Source organism: Microbacterium sp. Leaf436 (assembly GCF_001424715.1).
Classification (GTDB): domain Bacteria; phylum Actinomycetota; class Actinomycetes; order Actinomycetales; family Microbacteriaceae; genus Microbacterium.
Window position 1 is genome coordinate 188,130 of the sequence record NZ_LMRB01000002.1, and the last position, 15,581, is coordinate 203,710.

18 protein-coding genes are annotated in these 15,581 nt (G+C 68.7%); 14 read left to right on the top strand and 4 right to left on the bottom strand.

Annotation, left to right across the window (positions count from 1 at the left end; all coding sequences use genetic code 11):
- Positions 1 to 30: 30 nt before the first annotated feature.
- The 12 genes from secY to ASG45_RS05210 all read left to right on the top strand — a co-directional run bounded on the left by secY (position 31) and on the right by ASG45_RS05210 (position 8,517).
- The gene (gene secY, locus ASG45_RS05155) at positions 31 to 1,353 is read left to right on the top strand and encodes a preprotein translocase subunit SecY (protein ID WP_055833728.1); all 1,323 of its coding nucleotides are present in this window, start codon (positions 31 to 33) and stop codon (positions 1,351 to 1,353) included.
- The gene (locus tag ASG45_RS05160) at positions 1,350 to 1,943 is read left to right on the top strand and encodes an adenylate kinase (RefSeq protein ID WP_055833731.1); all 594 of its coding nucleotides are present in this window, start codon (positions 1,350 to 1,352) and stop codon (positions 1,941 to 1,943) included. The genes secY and ASG45_RS05160 overlap by 4 nt, the downstream gene beginning before the upstream one ends.
- Position 1,944: 1 nt before the next feature.
- Complete coding sequence (gene map / locus ASG45_RS05165; RefSeq protein WP_082516472.1) at positions 1,945 to 2,784, top strand: type I methionyl aminopeptidase; 840 nt, start codon at positions 1,945 to 1,947, stop codon at positions 2,782 to 2,784.
- Positions 2,784 to 3,488 carry a DsbA family protein gene (locus ASG45_RS05170; protein ID WP_055833734.1) on the top strand — a complete coding sequence of 235 codons (705 nt, stop codon included), beginning with the start codon at positions 2,784 to 2,786 and terminating at the stop codon, positions 3,486 to 3,488. The genes map and ASG45_RS05170 overlap by 1 nt, the downstream gene beginning before the upstream one ends.
- A gap of 140 nt (positions 3,489 to 3,628) precedes the next feature.
- The gene (gene infA / locus ASG45_RS05175) at positions 3,629 to 3,850 is read left to right on the top strand and encodes a translation initiation factor IF-1 (protein WP_013583992.1); all 222 of its coding nucleotides are present in this window, start codon (positions 3,629 to 3,631) and stop codon (positions 3,848 to 3,850) included.
- Between the two features lie 59 nt (positions 3,851 to 3,909).
- On the top strand, positions 3,910 to 4,026 hold the full coding sequence (gene rpmJ / locus ASG45_RS05180; protein WP_005050492.1) for a 50S ribosomal protein L36: 117 nt from the start codon (positions 3,910 to 3,912) through the stop codon (positions 4,024 to 4,026).
- 145 nt (positions 4,027 to 4,171) lie between these two features.
- The gene (gene rpsM, locus ASG45_RS05185) at positions 4,172 to 4,546 is read left to right on the top strand and encodes a 30S ribosomal protein S13 (protein ID WP_055833737.1); all 375 of its coding nucleotides are present in this window, start codon (positions 4,172 to 4,174) and stop codon (positions 4,544 to 4,546) included.
- A gap of 34 nt (positions 4,547 to 4,580) precedes the next feature.
- Positions 4,581 to 4,979 (top strand): 30S ribosomal protein S11, encoded by a 399-nt coding sequence (gene rpsK / locus ASG45_RS05190; RefSeq protein ID WP_013583990.1) that lies wholly within the window; start codon positions 4,581 to 4,583, stop codon positions 4,977 to 4,979.
- Positions 4,980 to 5,167: 188 nt separating this feature from the next.
- Positions 5,168 to 6,157, top strand: coding sequence for a DNA-directed RNA polymerase subunit alpha (locus ASG45_RS05195; protein WP_055833740.1), 990 nt, complete (start codon positions 5,168 to 5,170; stop codon positions 6,155 to 6,157).
- A 42-nt stretch (positions 6,158 to 6,199) separates the two neighbouring features.
- Positions 6,200 to 6,757: a 50S ribosomal protein L17 gene (rplQ, locus tag ASG45_RS05200; RefSeq protein WP_055833743.1), complete on the top strand. Its 558-nt coding sequence runs from the start codon at positions 6,200 to 6,202 to the stop codon at positions 6,755 to 6,757.
- 119 nt (positions 6,758 to 6,876) lie between these two features.
- On the top strand, positions 6,877 to 7,722 hold the full coding sequence (gene truA, locus ASG45_RS05205; RefSeq protein ID WP_055833746.1) for a tRNA pseudouridine(38-40) synthase TruA: 846 nt from the start codon (positions 6,877 to 6,879) through the stop codon (positions 7,720 to 7,722).
- 81 nt (positions 7,723 to 7,803) lie between these two features.
- The gene (locus tag ASG45_RS05210; RefSeq protein WP_055835835.1) at positions 7,804 to 8,517 is read left to right on the top strand and encodes an endonuclease/exonuclease/phosphatase family protein; all 714 of its coding nucleotides are present in this window, start codon (positions 7,804 to 7,806) and stop codon (positions 8,515 to 8,517) included.
- A gap of 45 nt (positions 8,518 to 8,562) precedes the next feature.
- Here ASG45_RS05210 and ASG45_RS05215 read toward each other — a convergent pair whose 3' ends face one another.
- Together ASG45_RS05215 and ASG45_RS05220 are read right to left on the bottom strand one after the other, a co-directional pair.
- Complete coding sequence (locus ASG45_RS05215; RefSeq protein ID WP_162242837.1) at positions 8,563 to 9,117, bottom strand: hypothetical protein; 555 nt, start codon at positions 9,115 to 9,117, stop codon at positions 8,563 to 8,565.
- Between the two features lie 183 nt (positions 9,118 to 9,300).
- Positions 9,301 to 11,073: a DUF4012 domain-containing protein gene (locus ASG45_RS05220; protein WP_055833751.1), complete on the bottom strand. Its 1,773-nt coding sequence runs from the start codon at positions 11,071 to 11,073 to the stop codon at positions 9,301 to 9,303.
- An 88-nt stretch (positions 11,074 to 11,161) separates the two neighbouring features.
- Between ASG45_RS05220 and ASG45_RS05225 the strand changes: the two genes are divergently transcribed.
- On the top strand, positions 11,162 to 11,800 hold the full coding sequence (locus tag ASG45_RS05225; protein ID WP_055833754.1) for a hypothetical protein: 639 nt from the start codon (positions 11,162 to 11,164) through the stop codon (positions 11,798 to 11,800).
- Here ASG45_RS05225 and ASG45_RS05230 read toward each other — a convergent pair whose 3' ends face one another.
- Together ASG45_RS05230 and ASG45_RS05235 are read right to left on the bottom strand one after the other, a co-directional pair.
- Positions 11,801 to 12,919: a diguanylate cyclase gene (locus ASG45_RS05230; protein ID WP_055833757.1), complete on the bottom strand. Its 1,119-nt coding sequence runs from the start codon at positions 12,917 to 12,919 to the stop codon at positions 11,801 to 11,803. It lies immediately after the preceding gene.
- Entirely contained in the window at positions 12,916 to 14,583 is a 1,668-nt protein-coding gene (locus ASG45_RS05235; RefSeq protein ID WP_156459377.1) for a sensor histidine kinase, read from the bottom strand. Before ASG45_RS05235 ends, ASG45_RS05230 begins: the two co-directional genes overlap by 4 nt.
- 177 nt (positions 14,584 to 14,760) lie before the next feature.
- Between ASG45_RS05235 and ASG45_RS05240 the strand changes: the two genes are divergently transcribed.
- Positions 14,761 to 15,561, top strand: coding sequence for a hypothetical protein (locus ASG45_RS05240; protein WP_055833762.1), 801 nt, complete (start codon positions 14,761 to 14,763; stop codon positions 15,559 to 15,561).
- The last annotated feature ends 20 nt before the right edge of the window (positions 15,562 to 15,581 follow it).

Sequence of the window (15,581 nt, forward strand, 5' to 3'; positions counted from 1 at the left end):
GCGTGCCGAGATCGTTCTGGAGGAATCCCCTTGTTCAGCGCCATCGCGCGGGTTTTCCGCACGCCCGACCTGAGGCGGAAGATCGCCTTCACGCTGGGCATCATCGCCATCTACCGGCTGGGTGCCCACGTCCCCACGCCCTTCGTCGACTTCCCCAACGTCCAGCAGTGTCTGAACCAGTCGGGCGGCACCGAGGGGCTGCTTTCGCTGGTCAACCTCTTCTCGGGCGGCGCTCTGCTGCAGCTGTCGATCTTCGCGCTCGGCGTCATGCCCTACATCACGGCCACCATCATCGTGCAGCTCCTGCGCGTCGTGATCCCGCACTTCGAGACCCTCTACAAAGAGGGCCAGGCGGGGCAGGCCAAGCTCACCCAGTACACGCGTTACCTGACGATCGCTCTCGCTCTCCTGCAGTCGACGACCCTCGTCACCGTTGCCCGCTCGGGACAGCTGTTCGGCTCGGCCGGCATCCCCGAGTGCCAGCAGCTGCTCACCAACGACATCTGGTGGGCGCAGCTGCTCATGATCATCACCCTGACCGCCGGCACCGGCCTGGTCATGTGGTTCGCCGAGCTGGTCACCGAGCGCGGTGTCGGCAACGGCATGTCGATCCTGATCTTCACCTCGATCGCGGCGACGTTCCCCGGCGCCATGCTGTCGATCCTCACCTCGCGCGGCGTGGAGGTCTTCCTCCTCGTCCTCGCCGTGAGCATCGTGATCGTCGCGCTGGTCGTCTTCGTCGAGCAGTCCCAGCGCCGCATCCCCGTGCAGTACGCGAAGCGCATGGTCGGGCGTCGCACCTACGGCGGCACGAACACCTACATCCCGATCAAGGTGAACATGGCCGGCGTCGTGCCCGTCATCTTCGCCTCGTCGCTGCTGTACATCCCCGCCCTCATCGCGCAGTTCAACCAGCCGCAGGCGGGCCAGGAGCCGGCCGGTTGGGTGACCTGGATCTCGCAGTACCTCACGCGCGGTGACCACCCGCTCTACATGCTCGTGTACTTCCTGCTGATCGTCGGCTTCACGTACTTCTACGTGGCCATCACCTTCAACCCGGTCGATGTCGCCGACAACATGAAGAAGTACGGCGGGTTCATCCCCGGCATCCGTGCGGGTCGTCCGACGGCCGAGTACCTCGACTACGTGCTGACGCGCATCACCCTGCCGGGGTCCATCTACCTCGGTCTGATCGCCCTGCTGCCGCTCGTGGCGCTGGCGACGGTCGGGGCGAACCAGAACTTCCCGTTCGGCGGAGCATCGATCCTCATCATCGTGGGTGTCGGTCTCGAGACGGTGAAGCAGATCGACGCGCAACTCCAGCAGCGTCACTACGAAGGGCTGCTGCGATGACCGCGCGTCTTCTGATCGTGGGGCCCCAGGGCTCGGGCAAGGGAACGCAGGGCGTCCGCGTCGGCGACGCCCTCGGCATCCCGGTCGTCTCGACGGGCGACGTCTTCCGTTCGAACGTCGCCGAGGGAACAGACCTCGGTCTGCAGGTGAAGTCGATCATCGACGGGGGAGACCTCGTCCCCGATGAACTGACGAGCGCGGTCGTGCGCGACCGCCTCTCGCAGGCCGACGCCGCCGAGGGCTTCCTGCTCGACGGGTATCCGCGGAACCTCGCCCAGGTCATGCACCTCGACGAGTTCCTGGGCGGACGCGACGAACGTCTCGACGCGGTCATCGCCCTCGTGGTGCCCCGCGACGAGTCGCTTGCGCGCTTGACGGCCCGTGCGGCCGAGCAGGGCCGCGCCGACGACACCGAAGAGGCCATCGCCACGCGTCTGGGTATCTACGAGCGCGAGACCGCGCCCATCCTCGACGTCTACGGCACGCGCGGCATCGTCGACGAGATCGACGGTGTCGGCGGGCTCGACGAGGTCACGGCACGCATCTTCGCCGCCCTCGAGGCGCGCGGAATCGCCTTGTCGGCTGTCTGACGTGGCGCTGCGTTCCTCCATCTACAAGAAGCCCGCCCAGCTGCGGTCGATGATCGAGCCGGGTCTCATCACGGCTGATGCTCTGGATGCCGTGCGCGCACGGGTCGCGCCCGGGGTGACGACGCTCGAGCTCGACGCCGAGGCATCGCGCGTGATCACATCGCGCGGAGCGGAATCGAACTTCCAGATGGTGCGCGGCTACCGTCACACGATCTGCGCCTCGGTGAACCAGGAGGTCGTGCACGGCATCCCGAACGACCGGCCGCTGCAGGCGGGCGACATCCTCTCGATCGATGCCGGAGCGCAGTTCCGCGGGTGGAACGGCGACTCTGCGTTCACCGTGATCGTGCCCGGGGATGCCCCCGAAGAGGTCGTCTCGCCGCGTCGCCGGCTGTCCGAGGTGACCGAGGGGTCGCTGTGGGCCGGGATCGCGGCGCTCAGTCGGGCCTCCCACCTCGGCGAGGTGGGTGCGGCGATCGAGCAGTACATCGCCGACAATGCCCCCGAGGGCGGGTACGGCATTCTGCGCGACTACGTCGGGCACGGCATCGGACGCAAGATGCACGAGTCGCCGAGCATCTTCAACTACGCCGTGGCGGATCGCGGACCCGAGGTGCGCCCCGGTCTCGCGGTGGCGATCGAGCCCATGGTCGTCATCGGCGACCAGCAGACCTTCACCGAAGACGACGGGTGGACCGTCTCGACCGTCGACGGCACGGCCGGCTCCCACTGGGAACATAGTGTCGCCGTGCATGATGGGGGCATCTGGGTTCTCACCGCGCATGACGGCGGTGCCGAAAAACTGGCGCCGTTCGGTGTGGTGCCGAAGGAGATCGATTGATGATGATGGCGGCTGCACGCAAGTCCACGAACTGGTTCGCGATCGGCGTCACCGCCGCCGCCCTCGTGGTCGTGCTGATCGTGGGCGGGGTGGTGTGGTTCGCCAACAGCCAGGCGACCTCGGCCGGCACCCTGCCGCAGGCGTCGGCGGTGAACACCGACACGGGCGCCATCGCCGTCGGGTCGGGCCCCAAGACGGTCGACACCTACGTCGACTTCATGTGCCCCATCTGCAACCAGTTCGAGCAGAGCTACGGGCCCACGCTCGACCAGCTCGTGCAGAGCGGTGAGATCACGTTGAACATCCACCCGATCTCGATCCTCGACAGGCAGTCGCAGGGAACGCAGTACTCCACTCGAGCGGCGTCGGCCGCGTACTGCGTGGCCGTCGACGACGCCGCGAACGTGCCGGCCTTCGTGAAGGCCCTGTACGCGCAGCAGCCCTCGGAGGGAACGGCCGGTCTCGACGACGCCACCCTCGCCTCGATCGCGACGACGGCCGGAGCATCGGATGCCGTGGCCTCCTGCATCTCGGATGGCACGTACACGAAGTTCGTCACCGCGATGACGCGCGAGACGCCCCTTCAGCAGGGCGCCGCGGGAATCTCGACCCCGACCATCGCGGTCGACGGCGCGGTGCTGACCAACCAGACCGATCTGTCGGGCGATCCGCAGAAGGACATCGTCGCGCGCCTCAACAGGTGACCGCGGCCCCGGCGAGTTGCCGGGTCACGTGATACCACGTATGCTTGATCTTTGGTGCGTTGCGCCTTCATTGGCGTGTCGAAGCACCGAATCCCCATCCACCGCAGACCAGCCGGTCTGTCCAGAGCGTGAGCGAGTATATGGCGAAGAAAGACGGTGTCATCGAGATCGAGGGCACGGTGTCCGAAGCACTGCCCAACGCGATGTTCCGTGTCGAGTTGACGAACGGGCACAAAGTGCTCGCGACCATCTCGGGCAAGATGCGACAGAACTACATCCGTATCATCCCCGAGGACCGCGTCGTCGTCGAGCTGAGCCCCTACGACCTCACTCGTGGTCGTATCGTCTACCGCTACCGCTGAGCCCGGCTGAGAAGTAACGATCCGCATCCGCGGATCGAAGACAGCGAAACAGGAACATCATGAAGGTCAATCCCTCCGTCAAGCCCATCTGCGATCACTGCAAGGTGATCCGTCGTCACGGGCGCGTGATGGTGATCTGCAAGAGCAACCCGCGTCACAAGCAGCGCCAGGGCTGAGTTCGCTCAGAGCTCGACACTTTTCAACTGAATACACACCGGCAGGATCAGATCTCGCCCGCGTCAGCGGGCGGGGGACACCTCGGGGCGGAGGCCCGAGCACCGATCCTGCTTCACACCTCCACGACACTCTGAGGAGAGCCGCATGGCACGTCTCGCCGGCGTCGACATCCCGCGCGACAAGCGCGTGGTGATCGCACTTACTTACATCTACGGCGTGGGTCGCACCCGCTCCGTCGAGATTCTCACGGCAACGGATATCAGCCACGACATCCGCGTGAAGGACCTCACCGACGACCAGTTGGTCGCGCTTCGCGACTACATCGAAGGCACCTACAAGGTGGAGGGTGACCTCCGTCGCGAGGTCGCCGCCGACATCCGCCGCAAGGTCGAGATCGGTTCCTACGAGGGCATCCGCCACCGTCGCGGCCTCCCGGTGCGCGGTCAGCGTACGAAGACGAACGCTCGTACCCGCAAGGGACCCAAGCGCACCGTCGCCGGCAAGAAGAAGGCGCGCTAGGCCTCCGCCGGCGCAGGATTCAGGAGAACCGCACATGGCACAGGCCAAGTCCGCAGCGCGCAAGCCGCGCCGCAAGGAGAAGAAGAACATCGCCGTGGGTCAGGCCCACATCAAGTCGACGTTCAACAACACCATCGTTTCGATCACCGACCCCTCGGGTGCCGTCATCAGCTGGGCTTCGTCCGGCGGTGTCGGGTTCAAGGGCTCGCGCAAGTCGACGCCGTACGCCGCCGGCATGGCCGCGGAGTCGGCCGCTCGCCAGGCGCAGGAGCACGGCGTCAAGAAGGTCGACGTCTTCGTGAAGGGACCGGGTTCGGGTCGTGAGACCGCGATCCGTTCGCTCACGGCTGCCGGCCTCGAGGTCGGCTCGATCCAGGACGTGACGCCCCAGGCTCACAACGGCTGCCGTCCGCCCAAGCGCCGCCGCGTCTGACGCGTCCGTTCCCGGGGAGTGCTCGTCGCTCCCCGGGAACGCCGCGCTTACGCGCGACTCAGACTTCCGGATGCCACGGCTCACCCTCGGCGCATCGCTCAGGTGACTCGGCATCCCGCGAGTACAACTCAACACCTCACCCCATTACACGTGTCATATAGCGGGCACGTGATCGAAAGGAACACATAGTGCTCATCGCACAGCGTCCCACTCTGACCGAGGAGAAGATCGGGGAGTTCCGCAGCCGTTTCATCATCGAGCCGCTGGAGCCCGGTTTCGGTTACACGATCGGCAACGCGCTGCGTCGCAGCCTTCTGTCGTCGATCCCCGGCGCGGCCGTCACGAGCATCCGCATCGACGGCGTTCTGCACGAGTTCAGCACCATCCCGGGCGTGAAGGAAGACGTCACCGAGATCATCCTGAACATCAAGCAGCTCGTCGTTTCGAGCGAGCGCGACGAGCCCATCACGGCGTACCTGCGCAAGACGGGTTCGGGCGAGGTCACCGCCGCCGACATCTCCGCCCCGGCGGGTGTCGAGGTGCACAACCCCGAGCTGGTCATCGCCACGTTGAACGACACGGCCAAGTTCGAGCTCGAGCTCACCATCGAGCGCGGCCGCGGCTACGTCTCGGCTACGCAGAACCGCAACGAGTACGCCGAGGCCGGTCAGATCCCGATCGACTCGATCTACTCGCCGGTGCTCAAGGTCAGCTACCGCGTCGACGCCACGCGCGCCGGAGAGCGTACCGACTTCGACAAGCTCGTCCTCGACGTCGAGTCGAAGGCGTCCATCGCGCCGCGCGACGCCGTGGCGTCTGCCGGTCGCACCCTCACCGAGCTGTTCGGTCTCGCCCGCGAGCTGAACGTCGAGGCCGAGGGTATCGAGATCGGACCCGCCCCCGTCGAGACCGTTCTCTCGAACGAGCTGTCGATGCCGATCGAGGACCTCGATCTGTCGGTGCGCTCGTACAACTGCCTCAAGCGTGAGGGCATCAACACCGTTTCGGAGCTGGTCGCCCTTTCGGAGACGCAGCTGATGAACATCCGCAACTTCGGTCAGAAGTCGGTCGACGAGGTGCGCGACAAGCTCACCTCGCTCGGACTGTCGCTCAAGGACTCGGTGCCCGGTTTCGACGGCGCCCAGTTCTACAGCGGCTACGACGAAGAAACCGTCTGACCCTGTCGGACCCGACCGAACCTTCTACTGGAGTAATACGACATGCCTAAGCCCACGAAGGGTCCCCGCCTCGGAGGCGGCCCGGCCCACGAGCGTCTGCTTCTCGCGAACCTCGCCGCAGCGCTGTACACGCACAAGTCGATCAAGACGACCGAGACCAAGGCCAAGCGTCTTCGTCCGCTCGCCGAGCGACTGATCACCTTCGCCAAGCGCGGCGACCTGCACGCTCGTCGTCGCGTGCTGTCCGTGATCGGTGACAAGGGTGTCGTGCACACCCTCTTCACCGAGATCGCGCCGCTGGTCGCCGACCGTGAGGGTGGCTACACCCGCATCACGAAGGTCGGAAACCGCAAGGGCGACAACGCCCCGATGGCCGTGATCGAGCTCGTCCTCGAGCCCGTCGCGAAGAAGGCGTCGAACAAGGCCGCCGCGGCTCCCGCCGCCGCAGCCCCGGTCGCCGAGGAGCCCGTCGCCGACGAGGCCCCCGCCGAAGAATCCACCACCGACGAGGCCGCCGACGCCGGCGCCGAGTCGCACGAAGAGGGCGCAGCGGCCGAGGCCGCAGCCGAGGACGCCGTCCAGGACGACGCCAAGGCCTGAGTTCTCCCTCTCGGTACGATGCCCCCACCCTTCCGGGTGGGGGCATCGTCGTTTCACCGGCGTCCTTCGGCAGGGTGCGCGGGGGAGGGGTGGGAGATCACCCCGCGTAGGCTGATCGGGTGCGCATTCGTCTCGACATCGCCTATGACGGAACGAATTTCCGCGGATGGGCGCGTCAGCCGGGTCTGCGGACGGTGCAGGGCGAGATCGAAGAGGCGCTCGAGCGCATTCTCGGCGGAGACCCGCGCCTCGTCGTCGCCGGCCGCACCGACGCGGGTGTGCACGCCTCGGGGCAGGTCGCGCACATCGACCTCGATGCGGGGCAGATCGCGCGGCTTCCGCGCCGGCGGCGTGACAACGACGAAGCGGATGCCGTGACGGCCCTGGCGGGCCGTCTGCGCGGCGTTCTGGGCTCGTATGCCGACGTGACGGTGCGCTCGACGACCGTGGCTCCTGAGGGCTTCGACGCGCGATTCTCGGCGGTCTGGAGGCGCTACTCGTACCGCCTCGCCGACGCCACGACGGGCTACGACCCCCTCGATCGCCTGCGCACGACCGCGGTGCGCAGCACCCTCGACCTCCCGGCGATGGATGCCGCGGCGCAGCGGTTGATCGGCCTGCACGACTTCGCGGCGTACTGCAAAGCGCGAGAAGAGGCGACGACGATCCGCACGTTGCTGGAGTACGACTGGCGCCGTGCCGACGACGGCGTGCTCGTGGCGAACGTTCGCGCCGACGCGTTCTGCCACAGCATGGTGCGCGCGTTGGTCGGTGCGTGCGTGGCGGTGGGCGAGGGGCGTATCGAGGTCGACGATGTCGTCGCCATCCGTGACGCGAGGATGCGCATCCCGGAGACGAAGGTGCTGGCGGCCCGAGGATTGGTGCTGGCCGAGGTCGGATACCCGGCCGACGACCTGCTCGCCGCCCGCGCGGAGCAGACCCGTCGGCGGCGCGACGACGAGTGACGCGGCATCCTGATCCCCTCGGGCGGAACGGGTGCAACCCCACCGCTCGTGCAGATCGCTCGGTCGTATGCTGTGATCGCCATGAAGGTCATCTCGTACAACCTCAACAAGCACCGGGCCGCCGGTGAACTCGTCGCTCTCGTCGAGAAGCACGAGGTCGACGTGCTGTGCCTGCAAGAGTGCGACAGCACAGACATCCCGGAGCGCATCGGTGGGCTTCGGCTCGCCGACGCGACGCAGCGCAACAGGCTCGGGCTCGCGCTGTACTACCGCGAGAACGCCTACCGCGCCGAGGACGTCCGGGCGATCAGCCTGAAGAAGTCCCTGCACGACTACGTTCTGAAACCCGCCGAGGAGCGCATGCTGGGCGTGCGACTGCGCGACATCGACAGCGGTCGCGACATCATCGTGGCCTCGTTCCACGCGGCTCCACTGACGGCGCTGAACTCGTTGCGGCGCCACCAGATCCGCACCGCTCTCACCGAGCTGCAGAACCTCGGACCGGGGCTTCCCGCCCTCATGGTGGGGGACTACAACTACCCGGTCTTCAAAGAGAACCTGGGGCAGAAGGTGCGCGACCAGGGGTATGAACTGACCCTCAGCGATACCCGCACGTACACCCGGTACCGCTTCTTCCGTGGGCACTACGACTTCGCGACGTCGATCGGCTTCGACATCGCGCACATCAAGACGCTGCCGCAGGGCCTGAGCGACCACCTGCCGATCCTCATCACCGCCGAGGTGACGAACTCCCGTCCGGCGAGCCTCGAGGCCCACATGGACGAACAACGCTGAAGGGGGCCGCCCGAAGACGGCCCCCTCCGCGTTCGCGGCGGTGACTCAGGCGGAGGCCGCCTGACGGCGACGGCGTACCGCGGCGCCCACGGCGACGGCGCCACCGGCAGCGACCAGCGCTGCTCCGGCGATCCAGAAGCCCGTGGTGCTGTTCGCGTCGAAGCCCGTGACGGCGAGCCCGCCCTTCGAGGTGTTGTCGGAGGTGGGCGCGGTGACGACGACGCTCGAGTGCAGCACGACCTTGCTCGAGAGACCGGTGAAGGTGAGGTAGTACGTGCCCGTCGCGTTCGAGGGGAGCTTGATCGCGACGTTGAGCTTTCCGAACGCGGCGGTGGTGCTCAGTGAGTTGTTCGTCTGCACTGCGACCGACCCGAGCGTGACGGCGCTCGCGTTGGCTCCCGTGATCGAGATCGCCACCTGCTCGTCGGTCTGGAAGGGGGCCGTCGAGGTGGTGAACGTCGCGGAGCCGCCCGGGACGACCGTCGACGGCGACACCGAGACGGCGGCGGGGTCGGTGTACGCGTTGGCGGCCGTCGGCGCCATCAAAGCGGCCGCGGCGAGTGAGAGGGCGGCGACGGCCCGGATGATCGTGGTCTTCATGATGTGCCCCATCTGCTTGGCGTAGTCGAGCCGGTGTGCTGAGTTCGAAGTGGTGCTCGCTCCCCTGAGATGAGGGAAGGCGACTCCTCGTCAGAGTCTCGGGGAACCGTCGCGCGCGCACCCTTGCGCTGCGCCAGGTTTCACGTCTCGCCGTGCCCGACTTCACCCGGGCGTCGGGCGGACTCAGCCTCGCGGGAAACGGCACTCGCCCCCGCGCGGGATCTCCGACGGATCGCGCGTCGGGGTCGCGTGAGCGCCGAGCTCGGCGGTGCGGGGGAGCTGCACCTCGAGATCCAGCTGCGCGCGCTGCCCGGGTGAGAGGGTCACCGACCACTTCACGACCTCCCGCCCGTGCGCGGTCCCCCCGGCGAAACCGGGAGCGGCGGCGGTGTCGCCGCCGGTCTGACGATCGAGGAGCCGCGCCCCCTCGGGGAGGTAGACGTAGACCCCCGTCAGGGCGTCGCCGACGGGTACGCCGTACTCGCCGCCTCCGGTGACGTACGCCGGGAGCGACGCGGGGTCGGGTGCGTCGCTGCGCAGCTCGACGTGCAGCGACGCGCGGTCGGGGCCGCACCAGGCCGTCTCGACCTCGGGGTGCAGGTAGTAGTCCATCTTCGAGCCCGTGCCGTCGTTCAGGTACACCCCGAACATGCTGCGCGTCGCGTCGGTGGCGGGCAGCGCACCCTGCAACGGGGTGCCGTCGAGAATGGCCTGGGTCTCGGCATCCGCGTTCCACACCAGCAGGCGTCGCTCCTCACCCGCTCGCGTCACCGCCGAGATGAGAGCCGTCGGATCGGCGCGCCCTGCGGCGAGCGACTGGAACACCGCCGTCGCGGCGCTCTGGAAGAAGGCGTCTTGCACGTCGGGATCGTCGTAGCGGCGGTAGACCTCGTCGAGCAGCAGCGAGACCGCGTTGTCGGCGGTCAATTCCTCGCCCGAGGGCAGTGCGACCGGGCCGGTGGCGCGCAGCAGGTACGACAGCGTGACCGGGTCGAGCGTGACCACCCCGTCGACCGAGACACCGTGCAGGCGCCGCCACATCTCGCGCGCCAGGGGCGCGCCGACGGAGAAATCGGGGATCTGCGTCGAGTTCTGCACGAAACGGGCCGGGCGCGTGTCGAAGAGCGCGCGGTCTTCGTCGGTGAGGGGGAGGACGGGACCCGCCTCGGCGACGTCGGTGAAGTCGCTCGACGACGCCTGCGACACGAGCGAGATGCGGCCGCCCGCCGTGTCGACCTGGGCCACGGCGCCCACGACTCCGCCGAGGGAGCGCCACTCGGCGTTGTTCTGGAAGAGCACCAGGTACGAGCGCGGTCCGTCGGCGCCGAACATGGTCGGCACGATCTCCGTCGCCCGGTGCAGCGAATCGGCGCTGTCGGCGGCGCGGATCAGCAGGGCCGTCGACTGTTCGACGGTGCGGGCGAGATCGCCGAGAAGGGGTGCCCGATCGATTCCGGACAGGTCATCGGCCGCGCGACGCAGCGCCGCCGCCGCGAGGGCCGCGGCGGGTTCGACGGCGGCGATCCGCGCGACGTCGATGGTGCCGTCGACGGGGGTCAGCGCCGCCGGGCTCAGGTCGGACGCCGACGCGGCCAGCGGGGCGAAGGCGTGCGCGGCGACGTCGTCCAGGGCCGCCGCGGAGCGTGAGACGGCGGCGAGCTGAGGGCCGACCCACGGCAGGTGGGTGGCCGCCCGCCAGACCGGATCGCCCGTGAGGGCCGCGGCCGCCGCGGTGTCGTCGCCGATCGTGGCGAGGGACGCCATCGCGGCTGAGGGATCGTCGACCGCGGTGGCGGCGGCGACCGTCGCCTGCGCGGAGCGAAGGTGGTCGGCGGCCAGCCCCGCTCGCACCCCGATCCACGTGGCGCCGCCGAGGCCCGTGACCAGGAGCAGCGCCACGGTCCACGAGAACACGCGTGCGGCCACGTCGGCCGGACGGCGAGGGGTGTCGATCACGCGAACACCCTAGACGGGGCCTTCGGTGGTGGCGCGACCGGGTCGCCGCGGGCGTCTTACACTGGGCAGAGGATCCGGGGGAGAGTACATGAGGCTCGCAGCGCGCAGAAGCAAGGCGATCATCGGGGTGACCCTGATGGGGGCGACGCTCGTCGCGTTGACCGGGTGCGGAGCCCCCCCGTGGGCCCAGGGCGGCGCGCAGGCGTCGTCGTCGGCGTCTCCCACGGCCGCGAACAGTGCCGCACCGCAACCGGTGCGCAACGATCTCTCGAGCGGCTCCACCAAGAGGACGCTGACCGCGGGAGCAGTCGGCGCAACGGTCGACTACTGGTCGACGCTGTCGATGGACCGCTGGACGCCGACCGCTCTCAAACCCGTCAGCATCTCGATGGTGACCACCGTGACGCCCGACGACGGTCAGAAGGTCTACCTGCAGCGCGCGACCATGACCGCCGTTCCCGGCAACGCCTCGCAGTCGTTCGCGCCCCTGACGGCCCAGAGCGATCAGACGGATGCGCCGGGATATCTGGTGCTCGCCCCGTACAGCTACTCGCAGACCTTCAACGTCGGCGAGGTCCCCGATGACTCCACGTTTGTCACCCTTCAGTTCACCTTCGAGTTCCTCGTCCAGACCACCCCGAACTCGAGCGAGTTCGCGAAGCAGACCGCGACCGACACCCTGACCGTCGCGATCGCCGGGGGCGGCCAGGCCACACCCGCGAGCTGATCAGCCGCGCACGCGCTCCCAGCGGTCGCCGCCCTGACGCGTGGCCGTGGCGGCGGCATCGTCGGCCGCGGCGATGAGAGCGCGGAGGTCGAAGTCGGCCGCCTCGGCGGGGACCCATCCCACGCTCGCGGAGAGCTGGACGTCGATATGGCCCGAGACGTCCACCTCGGTGATGCGGCGGAGGGTGTCCCTGACGTGCTCGCGCAGGACGGTGTCCGGGCGGGCGAGGACCACCACGACCCGTCCCCGTGTCTCGCGGCCGAGGTCGGCTTCGGCGGGGAAGGAGTCGGCGACGATCCCCTCGAACTCCGTGACGAGCCGGCCCCAGCTGCTCTCGCCCGCGGCGCTGCGCAACTGAGCGGGGTCGTCGAGACGAACGGTGAGAACCGCCCACGACTGCTCACGAGCGCGCCGTGCGCGAGCGAGGCGATCGGATGCCGTGGCGACGAAGTGGGGCCACGACGAGGCGGAACGAGTCCCCGTGGGGGAGACCGAGGTGAAGTACAGCAGGGACACCGTCGCGCAGACGAGGTACACCAGCATGGCGAGACCGTTGAGGACGCGGGGGAGCGTGAGGTCGCCCATCTCGGCGGGGGCGGCGACGCCCGCGACCATCACCGCCGCCCCGAGCGCCACGAACGTCGCTGAGACGATGGCCAGAGGAAGGGCGAGGCGTTCGAGCCGATCGGCCGCCCGGAGCAGCTCGAGGTTCGTCAGGCCCGCGAAGACGGCGGCGCCGAGGAACGCGACACGGAAGGCGAAGCCGTAGGCCGAGAGATCGGGGACCACCACGAATACGGCGGCCGTCGCGACCGCCTGCGCGGCGCCGACCCAGGGCAGGGCCCGCACGCCGCGTCGGGCTCGGAAGCCAGACCAGACCAGCGCGGGGGCGCCGAGCATGAGTCCGAGCCCCGCGCGCCGGATCGCTTCGTCTTCGACGATCGATCCGGCTACCGAGACCCAGGTGCTCGTCATCGCCAGCACGAACGCCAGCGACCAGAGCAACGCCGACCGCGAGGGGCGGTGCAGGAAGCCCAACCCGATGAGCATCACGGTGCCCACCGTGGCGACGGTGGCCTGGGCGAGACCCAGGTTGGAGAGGGCGTCGGCGGGGATCACGAGGACTCGGCGGGGGTGTGCGCGGGCAGCACGACGGTCACCGTGGTGCCGGTGCCGAGCTCGCTCTCGATGAGGAGGGAGCCGCCCTCGTCTTCGATGATGCTGCGGATGATGCCCATGCCGAGCCCGGTTCCCGGAGTCGAGCTCTCGCGCACGGACTGCGCGCGGAAGTACGGGTCGAAGACACGCGCCAGATCGGAGGGATGGATGCCGATACCCGTGTCGGCGAAGCGGAGGATGACGTCCTCGGGGGTGAGCTCGCCCGAGATGAGGATCGAGCCGCCGGCCGGGGTGTACTTGATGGCGTTGCTGAGGATGTTGTCGAACGCCTGACGCAGCCGGAAGGCGTCGCCGACGACGGCGGCTGTCTCGGGCAGGTCGTCGACCACGCTGACGCGGCGGGAGGCCGCCGCCGGTCGGAAGGACTCCAACGACGACGCGATGATGCGGGTGGCGTCGGCGACCGAGGGGGTGTTCTGCTCGCGGAAGACCCCGCGCGAGTTCGCGAGGATCTCGGAGATCAGCTTCTGCATGCGCTCGCCGGCGCCGGCGATCACCTCGAGCTGGTCGCGCACCTTGGGGGTGAGGCCCGGGTCGTCCAGCGCGAGGTCGGCGTGACCGATGATGGCGGTGAGCGGGTTGCGCAGCTCGTGCGAGACGGTCGCGGCGAGACGCTCGCGCGCGCGCTCGGACTCGATCAGAGCCGTGATGTCGTGCACGATGAGCAGCGTGCTCTCGGGTTCGTCCGAAGAGATGAGGCGCCGCGTCGACACCGACAGCGCGTGCCACTCGCCGTGGGTGTCGAAGAGCCACGTGCGTTCGTCGTCGAACTGCTCGCCGCGTGCCGCGCGGGTGAACGGGCGCTCCGCCTCGGGCAGCGGGTCGCCGCGAAGAGTGGCGTACTCGACGGCTCCCCCCGGACGCTGGGACTCGTCACGCTCGATGCCGTACAGGTCGACGTAGGTGTCGTTCAGCGCCAGCACCTCGCCGTCGGCCGACAGCCGGGCGATGCCGGTGTCGAGCCCGTTCAGCATCTGCGAGACGCGGCGCTCCTGCCCCGACACGCGCTGCAGGGTGCCCTGCAGGCGGCTGGCCTGCCGTCTGAGCAGTTGCTTGAACGCCCGCGTCTGCCGGGCCGAGAGGAACGACGTGATGGCGATGAACGTGAGCGAGAGCAGCACGACGATGAGTCGCAGAGCGGTGACGGGTCCCGCCGCGTTGACCGCGGCATCCACCACGATGATGAAGCCCACCGTGGCGAGCGCCGAGATCATGTACGCGAGGCTGAAGTGGGTGGCGATCCAGATGATCGGGAAGACCCAGAAGAAGCCGAACCGCAGATCGGTCCCGAAGCTCAACAACCCGATGCCGACGATATCGGCGAAGGGGATCGCGGCGACCGCCGCACGCGGGAGGCGGTGCCAGGGCACGACGATCGCGACGGCCGTCAGGGCGATGATCACACCGACGCCCGACGAGAACGGCCACAGGAGGAACAGGGTCGGTTCGAGGGCCTGCACGAGCAGTACCGTGATGACCACGCTCGCCCCGAGGACGAGCTGCAACAGCCACACGGAGCGTGTGTAACTGCTGGGTCCGGTGCCGTCGTCGTCCTGTGCGCTCACGGGAGGAACCGCCGGCGGCACGCTCCTCATGGATGCCATGAGATCGAGTGTATAGAGAGTGGTGTAGTCTTCTGCGCGCCATCCTGTCTCTGCTCGCCGCACGTGCCCTTCTGGGGCGCGGTGCCCGGTCAGACTCCCCCTGAGGCCTGCATCCCGCAGCGTGATGGTCGATTCTCGACCTCTGCGCGCCTTGCGCCGTTACCTCAGGAGACACCTGTGAGCACGCCCCTCCGCCGTCGCGCCCTGCGCGCGAGCGCCCTCGCCCTCGTTCTGGCTTTCGCCGGGCCGGTCGCGCTGACCGGCTGCGGCCAGATCAGCGACGTCATCGGTGCCTTCCCGGGGCAGGGTGGCAACCAGGCGGCCGTCGTCCCGACCCCCGCGCCGTCGGCGTCCGCCGACAAGCCGTTCGACTCGCAGTTCACGTACGACGGCTCGGTGTCGCTCTCGACCGAGGTCGCCGACGGCCTCGAGGTGCGCCTCGACGTGTGGGCGGTCAACCCCAAGCGCACGATGGAGTGGACGCCGACCAACGAGAAGCAGTTGGGCTTCGCGGTCAACGTCGTCGACCACCGCGTCGACGAGAAGGCCGTGCTCGCTCAGAAGCGTCGCGTCTACGTCTCATCGCTGTCGGTCACGTCGCAGACCGCGCAGACCAGCGGTCAGGTGTCGAGCCCGTTCCAGTTCAGCGCCGACCCGCGCACGCTCGTCCCCTCGGACACGCTCCGTTCCGACCGCGGCCTCTTGCTCAACAGCTTCCAGGGCGGCCTGCTGGTCCCCACCACCTCGATCCGCCAGCTGCCCGGTGACACCTATGGCATCACGCTCGAGTTCGCCCTCAACGTCGCGGTCGAGGGCTCGGCCAACACCGAGACGTCGTTCGGGCAGCAGACGGTGTACCAGTACCTGCCGATCGCGATCTTCGCCGACAGCGACCAGGGGTCGGCCTCGTCGGGTTCCACCACCGCGCCCAGCAGCGGTCGCGCTCCCGGGTGGGGGCAGTCCGACAGCCAGGGCTGAGCCGGACCGGTCGCCCGCCG

Coding starts and splice junctions, on each gene's coding strand:
- ASG45_RS05160 (WP_055833731.1), top strand. CDS start 1,350: ATGACCGCGCGTCTTCTGATCGTGGGGCCCCAGGGCTCGGGCAAGGGA.
- ASG45_RS05170 (WP_055833734.1), top strand. CDS start 2,784: ATGATGATGGCGGCTGCACGCAAGTCCACGAACTGGTTCGCGATCGGC.
- infA (WP_013583992.1), top strand. CDS start 3,629: ATGGCGAAGAAAGACGGTGTCATCGAGATCGAGGGCACGGTGTCCGAA.
- rpmJ (WP_005050492.1), top strand. CDS start 3,910: ATGAAGGTCAATCCCTCCGTCAAGCCCATCTGCGATCACTGCAAGGTG.
- rpsM (WP_055833737.1), top strand. CDS start 4,172: ATGGCACGTCTCGCCGGCGTCGACATCCCGCGCGACAAGCGCGTGGTG.
- rpsK (WP_013583990.1), top strand. CDS start 4,581: ATGGCACAGGCCAAGTCCGCAGCGCGCAAGCCGCGCCGCAAGGAGAAG.
- rplQ (WP_055833743.1), top strand. CDS start 6,200: ATGCCTAAGCCCACGAAGGGTCCCCGCCTCGGAGGCGGCCCGGCCCAC.
- ASG45_RS05210 (WP_055835835.1), top strand. CDS start 7,804: ATGAAGGTCATCTCGTACAACCTCAACAAGCACCGGGCCGCCGGTGAA.
- ASG45_RS05215 (WP_162242837.1), bottom strand. CDS start 9,117: ATGAAGACCACGATCATCCGGGCCGTCGCCGCCCTCTCACTCGCCGCG.
- ASG45_RS05225 (WP_055833754.1), top strand. CDS start 11,162: ATGAGGCTCGCAGCGCGCAGAAGCAAGGCGATCATCGGGGTGACCCTG.
- ASG45_RS05235 (WP_156459377.1), bottom strand. CDS start 14,583: ATGGCATCCATGAGGAGCGTGCCGCCGGCGGTTCCTCCCGTGAGCGCA.